This is a genomic window from Bacillus sp. EE-W1, assembly GCF_009760835.1.
Lineage (GTDB): Bacteria > Bacillota > Bacilli > Bacillales > Bacillaceae_G > Bacillus_A > Bacillus_A wiedmannii.
This window is the reverse complement of sequence record NZ_WIPE01000056.1, coordinates 35,720-43,326: the sequence shown is the minus strand read 5'-3', so window position 1 is coordinate 43,326 and position 7,607 is coordinate 35,720. Positions and strand designations below refer to the sequence as shown.

The 7,607-nt window shown below is 33.6% G+C and carries 6 protein-coding genes and 1 pseudogene; 1 reads left to right on the top strand and 6 read right to left on the bottom strand.

All coding sequences use genetic code 11. The features are described from left to right. Positions 1-209: 209 nt before the first annotated feature. The 5 genes and pseudogenes from GFJ36_RS07980 to GFJ36_RS07960 all read right to left on the bottom strand — a co-directional run bounded on the left by GFJ36_RS07980 (position 210) and on the right by GFJ36_RS07960 (position 6,347). Entirely contained in the window at positions 210-590 is a 381-nt protein-coding gene (locus GFJ36_RS07980; RefSeq protein WP_098431613.1) for a DUF6262 family protein, read from the bottom strand. After that, positions 583-2,691: pseudogene (locus GFJ36_RS07975) on the bottom strand (tyrosine-type recombinase/integrase). Before GFJ36_RS07975 ends, GFJ36_RS07980 begins: the two are co-directional and overlap by 8 nt. Before the next feature lie 13 nt (positions 2,692-2,704). Continuing rightward, positions 2,705-3,823 (bottom strand): tyrosine-type recombinase/integrase, encoded by a 1,119-nt coding sequence (locus GFJ36_RS07970; RefSeq protein WP_098431611.1) that lies wholly within the window; start codon positions 3,821-3,823, stop codon positions 2,705-2,707. A gap of 250 nt (positions 3,824-4,073) precedes the next feature. Further along, positions 4,074-5,483 (bottom strand): MATE family efflux transporter, encoded by a 1,410-nt coding sequence (locus tag GFJ36_RS07965; RefSeq protein WP_000804152.1) that lies wholly within the window; start codon positions 5,481-5,483, stop codon positions 4,074-4,076. A gap of 99 nt (positions 5,484-5,582) precedes the next feature. Next, entirely contained in the window at positions 5,583-6,347 is a 765-nt protein-coding gene (locus tag GFJ36_RS07960; protein WP_097889332.1) for a DUF2087 domain-containing protein, read from the bottom strand. 212 nt (positions 6,348-6,559) lie between these two features. Between GFJ36_RS07960 and GFJ36_RS07955 the strand changes: the two genes are divergently transcribed. Further along, complete coding sequence (locus GFJ36_RS07955; RefSeq protein WP_098230229.1) at positions 6,560-7,345, top strand: MBL fold metallo-hydrolase; 786 nt, start codon at positions 6,560-6,562, stop codon at positions 7,343-7,345. A 36-nt stretch (positions 7,346-7,381) separates the two neighbouring features. Here GFJ36_RS07955 and GFJ36_RS29295 read toward each other — a convergent pair. Continuing rightward, the coding region (locus tag GFJ36_RS29295; protein WP_206752524.1) for a hypothetical protein at positions 7,382-7,607 on the bottom strand (226 nt) is incomplete at its 5' end.

Genomic DNA, 7,607 nt, shown 5'->3' with positions numbered 1-7,607 from the left:
CTAGGGATTGTGTATGAAACGACAGTGAAGCATAGACAAGCTGCCTAGCGAAAAAATCGCGTTTTAATAGGCTTCTTTAGCATGCCTATTTTTTTATCACTTGCTGGTTTTGAAACAAGGATTATTTCGCACCTAGTAATTTATTTAGTTAGCTTGATGGGTATGTGGTGCTACCCCTATATGCAATAAAATTACACCTTTCTATTTGTTTATATCTGTTTATATACGTCTGCATATACCACTTTTAGTTGATTCCGTAATTGTTTGTTTTCTTCTTCAACTTTCTTGATTCTTCGTTTCAAAGATTCAATGATTGCATCTTTGTTACTGTCATTTATTTTCCGCTTAATTTGTTTCGGAGTTAGTGCTTGAGCTTGTTGATGGCGTAATGATTCAATTCGATCACGCAGTTTCTGATTGTTGTACAGCGTTGCTTTAGCTACACCGGCCTCGCTTGACACACTATTAAAATTGATGGGCTCATTGGCTCGTACGAGACTTTGGATAGCTTTATCCACCTTTTGCGAAGTGATTGCTTTTCTGGATGCATGGATTGCTCTCAGCTGTTCTTGACGGTCATATTCAGCCATTTTTAACACCTAACTTTCTTTTCATCCGCTCTTGCCTACCAAAGATAATATTTCCTTCTTGTAGGGTATTGAAAATGTTTTGATAACGTTGTAAATTTTTTTCATTTTTCTCAACTATATCTTCTCGCCCCTTTTGTTTTGCTATTTCAATAGCTTTCATGGTTGTTTTAATGTGAAGTTCATATTTTTCCTTATCTAATTCCGAAAACCCTACTGCTAAGTCTTTACATGGCGTTTGATTATCACCACAAGTTAGGCAAAGTGGCGCTTCCATATGAGGGCAATTTCCGTTCAGTCGAGCATGACACGTTCCATAAGGGTTGTCCATCGCATTTAGCTTGTGGTCTTGCCATAAGGCATCCAATATGTCTGTTGGAATATCTTCTCCTGATTTAATTTCTTGTACTTCACCATTTAAATCAAAGCTAAAAATACCTTGCTTTATGATCGATTCAAAGGCTTTTCTTTTCGTATTATCTAATAGCTTGGCATACCTTAATGTCATTTCGGGGGATGCATGCGCTAATAACTCTTGTACCGTAAGAATATCCGCACCACCGTTTAACATCTTTACTCCATAAGTATGTCGGAATTGGTGAGTTTTAAAATGAAATAGGTTACTATTTTCATCCTTAATATTTTTTTGCTTTGCTAATATATTTAGTTGGGTTCTAATATATTTTTGGTCGAATGGTTTACCTTTTCGTTGACCACGATAACGAACAAAAATATATCCCTCAGGATTATTGTCTTGATTGCTAAGTTCTTTTGATTTCTCGATAAGAACCGCAAGAATATCTGCTAATTCACTATCAATCGGAATTCGATGCCCTTTTACATATGTTTTTTCAATATCGGTTTCAATGGAGTATTGAGCATTTAATTTTACTAAACAACCAGAGGTTAAACCTAATACATCTGAAATTCTAAGTCCTGTTTTAAACGCAATCCAAACGACAGGGACAGCCTCTTTAGGCAAATCATCAATATGAGTAAAAAGTTGCTCTAATACATAGTCAGGAATATAGTCAATTTGTTCAATTGACTTCTTTCTTAGCTTTGGTTTATCTTCAGGGAAAATTAATAATTTAACATTAGCTTTGGGAGCCATATCGAACTCATACCGTTGAATATCTGCAAGGAATTTTTGTAGATAAGACAGCGATCTCGCAACATAACTTGCAGGGTGAGCGTTACGTTTTTTTAAATTATTTTTAACGTATTCATGTAAATGTTCGATATACTGCTCAATATGTGTTCTTCTTAGAAGCTTTAAGTCTTTCCATGTTGGTTCCAATGAAAATATAAACTTAAAAAACGATGATATATATTGTAGATAATCCCGTGCTGTCCCCGTAGAAAACTTATTTTTACTGATTAATCATTGCTTAAAATATTTTTTAACTTGTTCACGAACCATTTCATCAATCTTTGAGAAATCAATTTTGTAAAAATCTATACTTTTATTGTAGTCAATACCATATTTATCATGTAAATTACGAATATCCCACTTGTCTTTTTCCCATTCTTCACGTTTATCGGTAAATTGGAATAGAGCAGTATAAACGGTCCTTAAAAAAAATACTACTGGTGTTTTAGAAGTCACATTATTTAATACTTTTTTTTGTGTGAAGTGAGTTTTTATTCCTTTCTTATTCAACCAAAATAAATATTCTCGTTCTGCTTTTTCAATATCCAAATTTAAAAGAGATGATATTTTAGGGTATTTCTCATTTATGAACTCTGTCATTTTTCTTAATGGACCTTGAGCCATAAAAGCACTTGTAATTGTCCATAAATCGTTAAAGAGTTGTTGATAATATACATATTTCACTTCTAAATTAATTGAAGGGTTGGTAAAAGAAAAATGAATATTTATATTTGAATATTTGTAGTTTGTTACCATTTTTTCGAACTGGTTAATTTCCCCCAAAAAGTGGACATTCCATTTGTCATTAACTACGAAATATGGGTTGTATACTTGTTCAATTGAAACAGAACCATCTTCATGTACTGTTTTTTCAGGATATGTTGAAAGTTCTCTTTGCAAGCCTTCATGAAAGCCTATTTCCTCTACCTGAACATCCTTGATTTGTTTCATATAGTAATTCCTTTCAGTTTTTTTTCTTTAGATTAAATTCGGATTGTGCTTTATGCCACTCTTCTCGAATATCTTCATCCGAAGGATGTAGGTATAGATTCATTGTTGTTTGAATTTGAGAATGTCCTAATCGTTCTTGCACTTGCTTAATATCCTTTGTTTTCTGGTAGAAAATTGTAGCGTGTGTGTGACGAAATAGATGAGGATGTAGGTTTATCCCTGTTTTCTTTTTTAATCGCTTAAATAGAGACTCAACGTTCCAATATTCCATTGGTTTTCCTACATCTTTTCCTCTCAGTTTTACAAACACAAAGTTTGAATCCAAGTCTAATTCATCAAGCACTTCATACAGGTAATCATCATATAAATCCATTAAGGATTGTGATACATAAATTTCACGTTCTCCTGTTTTTAACATCGCACTGTTTTCTAATTCCCCCCGCTCTACTAAACTAATCCGATGCCCTTTTTGATGGTCATAAACAAAATCCTCCATGAAAAGAGAGAGAGCTTCTCCAATACGCAATCCGGTTTCAAATAACAATTGAATTAAGAACTTATCTCGTATATTAGTGGTTGCTTGTAATACTTGTTGTACTTCTTCTTTTTTGAGTGTTTCTACTCTTTTACGTGGTTCTTTTAATTTCAGTATGTTTCTGATTGATGGCTTGTCCTTATTAACATGATGTAAGAAACTTTTGTAACGTGAGTATCCTCCTGTAAATACTTGCTTCATTAACTTTTCCATCATGTCATTTTGTAATTCTTCATTTCGGTAGAGGTAGTCATAGAAGTTTGCTATAACGGTAATTGTATGGTTAATTGTTTTTTCCGTTCGCTTTGCTTTCTTTTGTTGAAGAGGAGTAACATTTGAACTCTGATAGGGGCTTCTTAACCACCCCACAAACCTAACTAAATCTTCTAATCTAATAAACTTGTAATCTTTGTTTGTTTCTTCTAAGTAGGTATAAAAATGTTTTAAGGAATAACAATATGTTTTTTGAGTATTAGGTCTTTTCCCTGTCTTATCTAAATACTTTATATATTTCATAACAGGCATTATAGGGAATCCTTCTCGATCTAGTAAAATGTATCTTTTGTTATTCTCTATGAGAACCTCTTGTACCCTCATCGCACTTCACCCCTAAAAAATATTAACGCTCGGTCTAAAGACCTCACTACGTCTCCCGCTATGGGCTACGTCTACCACTTAAAGTATACATATTTTTCTGAATGTTATATACATACTGAACTATATTTTCAATATCTGTATAACTAATCTAATACGTATAAGAAAAGAGGATATATGCTCATATATTGAACATAATATCCTCTTCTTAGTTTAGTCTATTTAAATAATAGCTTAGGGACATTTGCATGATTTAACTCACTAGTCGTGTAATTCGTTTCTTCTGCCATGAAAGCTTATAATATGCATACTGTAATATTAAGCTGACAATAAATGCTGCTGGGTACCCAATCCATATCCCTTCTATGCCAAGACTTGTATGGTAAGAAAGGTAATACGCTACAGGTACTTCAACAAGCCAAATTGATACAACTCCGATAACAGTTGGCCATAATACTGTACCACTCGCTCGCATTGTCGCACTAATAATTTGCGCATGCCCGAAAATTAAATAACTCCATAACGTAATCATAACTAGGCTATGAGCAATTTCAATTGTAGTTTGACTCGTTAAAAATAGTGATAGAATGTCTCTTGAGAACAAGTAAATAAGAGATATTAGCACACCACCGATGACGTAGTTCATAATAATTCCAGCCTTCACAACTTTCTGCAATCTATCAAATTGATTCGCACCAATTGATTGTGCTGCAAAAATGGAAACTGTAATACCAAGGCTAACTGCTGGCATTTGTACATAACTTGCAACCTGGTTCACAACGCCATAAGCTGCTGTTGCATCCGAACCATAACGATTCACAAACGCGATTACCGCAATTTCAGATAATGAAACTAATATCATATTAATACTCGCTGGAATTCCGAGTCGTAACAATAGCTTCAATAATTCCCTATCCATGCGAAGATATTTCCTTACCGTACTATCTAATTGTAGTGGGTGATTTTTCTTCTTTAAATACACCAACATGACAATAAACGTAATAACTGTAGATATAACAGAAGCATAGGCTGCTCCATACACATCTAATTTCGGAGCTCCTAACCATCCAAAAATAAGAATTGGTAATAAGATCATATTTAGCGCTGTACTTACAATTAAAAAGTAAAATGGCGTTTTAGAATCTCCTGTACCTCTCATAAATGTTGTGTATGCAAAATATAAAAATAATACTGGCATCGATATAAATAAAATACGTGCATAATGAACACTTATATCAATAATATTTTCTGGCGTTCCCATTAGGCGCATAATATCCATCGCAAAAATACTACCTATTATCGCCAACACAACTCCAATAATAAATGTAAATGTCAGTGTCGTACCAACGATAGCTTTTAAACGATCTTCGTTTTTAGCACCAAACGCCTGACCAATTAAAATAGAACTCCCTGAACCAATACCAATTACAAATGAAACGAGTAAGAAAAATAGTGGAAAGAATGCTGATATAGCCGCTAAATCATTAACGCCAAGCCATCTTCCTACTACTACCATACCGAATAATTGTCCAATCGATTGTAATACATTACTTAATAGTAACGGTACTAAAAACATGGACATCGATTTCCAAATCGGTTTACTCTCACTTTCTAATTTATGTGACTCCGCACCTTCTTTATTATTATCTGTAGGTGGTTTCAAATTTCATTTCTCCTTTTATTAAAAATCTGTTTTTCAACTTCTATTTCTTTGTATAGTTGTTATAATAATGTGCCTCTATTCATTTTCTTTTCCATATTATCACAACTTTACCCAATATTGGCTTCCATCTGCTGTTCTATCTAAAAACCCATATTCGATTAAATACCTTCTTAAAGTTACAAAATCCGGGTATACTCTTTCTATGATAGTATTTACTTCTTTTTCAGTGTACTTTTTATTACTATCAAACTTCGTCACTAAATGGCGTAATATAATTAATTTGCGCTTTTGCTTTTTCGGAAATGTAGAAAGTGGTCCATCTAATCCTTCTGTAAAATGCGCTTTTAATACTTCATCATTTTCTTCTTCCGTAATATTGTAGCGATCATCTACCATCGTTGCGGTTCTATGAATTGGTACAAATTTCGTTTGTACTTTTGATTTTTCTTCTGACAGTTCCATTAATGCTAAAAACACTTTCGCTTGCTTCATTTTCTCTCGAAGTGTAAATCGATGATTACGAATGGTTGATGTACTTCCGCCATCCATCTCTTTTACAATCTCTTTATCATTCAGCCCCATATGGAAAAACTGAACCATTTTCTTTTGCAAATCCGTTAAACCCGTATACTTTTTATCAAGGTTTAATAAATAATCAAACATAGACGTATGTTCATTTTGCACATGCAATTGCACAAACTTCTCTGCTTCATACAAAACTTGATTATCTTGATAAATAACCCCCTTAATAAACGCTTCTCCACAAGCTAAACAAATATACTCCTCTGCTTCCACTTCAAATACATACCCTTTCTTCAATTCTTCTACCGAAGCATCCCAAAACTTCTCTGAAATATCACTCACACTAAACACTCCTTTAAAATGTTTATCTAAAAACAGACATATTCCAATAACGTTTACTATTTCTTCATCATCTTAACATAAAACAAACAAACATTTCAACGCTTCGTTTACCCATTTTATAAACTTTTATAAAAGCATCTATTAAAAGGGTTTGGTACAATGAAAAGCGAATGTATTTATATAAATTCATTCAATAGGATGTGAAATAGAACATGACTATTCCTCAAGACCCTTGGTTTACTGTAATGCAGATTGCACAAAATACATATGCAATTAGTGAATATGGACATTGGGAGAAAGTACATTCCTTCTTACTTATAGGCGATACTGCTGCAATTCTTATCGATACAGGACTAGGTATCGATAATATGAAACGTATAACGGACCAACTAACAAACTTACCCATTACAGTTGTCACAACACACGTCCATTGGGATCATATCGGTAGCCACGCACAATATGAAGAAATCTATGTACATGCTTTAGAAGAAGATTGGCTCATTAACGGCATAAAAGGACTTCCTATTCCTCAAATTAGGCACGACATCGCTCGTGATATTACTTTACCTACACCTAAAACATTTCAACCTGAAACATTCGAGCCATTCCAAGGGACACCAACAAAATTACTACAAGATGGAGATATGATTGATATCGGAAATAGGAAAATTCAAATTATACATACCCCAGGTCACTCACCAGGACATATTTGCCTATACGATTATGAAACTGCGTTTTTATTCACAGGAGATTTACTTTATGAAGGCACGATTTTTGCGTTTTATCCATCGACAAATCCTGTAGACTTAGTTCAGTCTCTAAACAAAATTACAAACCTCTCTCCTATTCAACAAATTTACGGCTCACATCATACTCTTGGTCTTCCGCCTACTATTTTGAAAGAAGTAAAATATGCTATTCAATATTTAAATAATAACAACCTCGTTCAACACGGAACCGGTATTCACTCATTCCAAAACTTCAGCATTCAATTTTAACTACAAAAAAGGTATTTCCGTATATGAAAACACCTTTTATCCATTATATATTCTATTTATAACCTCGACTAAAGCCTTACTTACCTGTACGAATATATGCTTTCGATTTCCATCCTCAACAAATTTATTTGCACAACTACCCATAACCGTCATACAACTAATTATGACTAGCGCTAACTTTCTATTCTTGTAAGTCACTTCATACCTCTCCACTATTACAAAATTCCATTTAAATTTATCCCACTTTAATGGGCAGTAAGAT

Coding starts and splice junctions, on each gene's coding strand:
- GFJ36_RS07980 (WP_098431613.1), bottom strand. CDS start 590: ATGGCTGAATATGACCGTCAAGAACAGCTGAGAGCAATCCATGCATCC.
- GFJ36_RS07970 (WP_098431611.1), bottom strand. CDS start 3,823: ATGAGGGTACAAGAGGTTCTCATAGAGAATAACAAAAGATACATTTTA.
- GFJ36_RS07955 (WP_098230229.1), top strand. CDS start 6,560: ATGACTATTCCTCAAGACCCTTGGTTTACTGTAATGCAGATTGCACAA.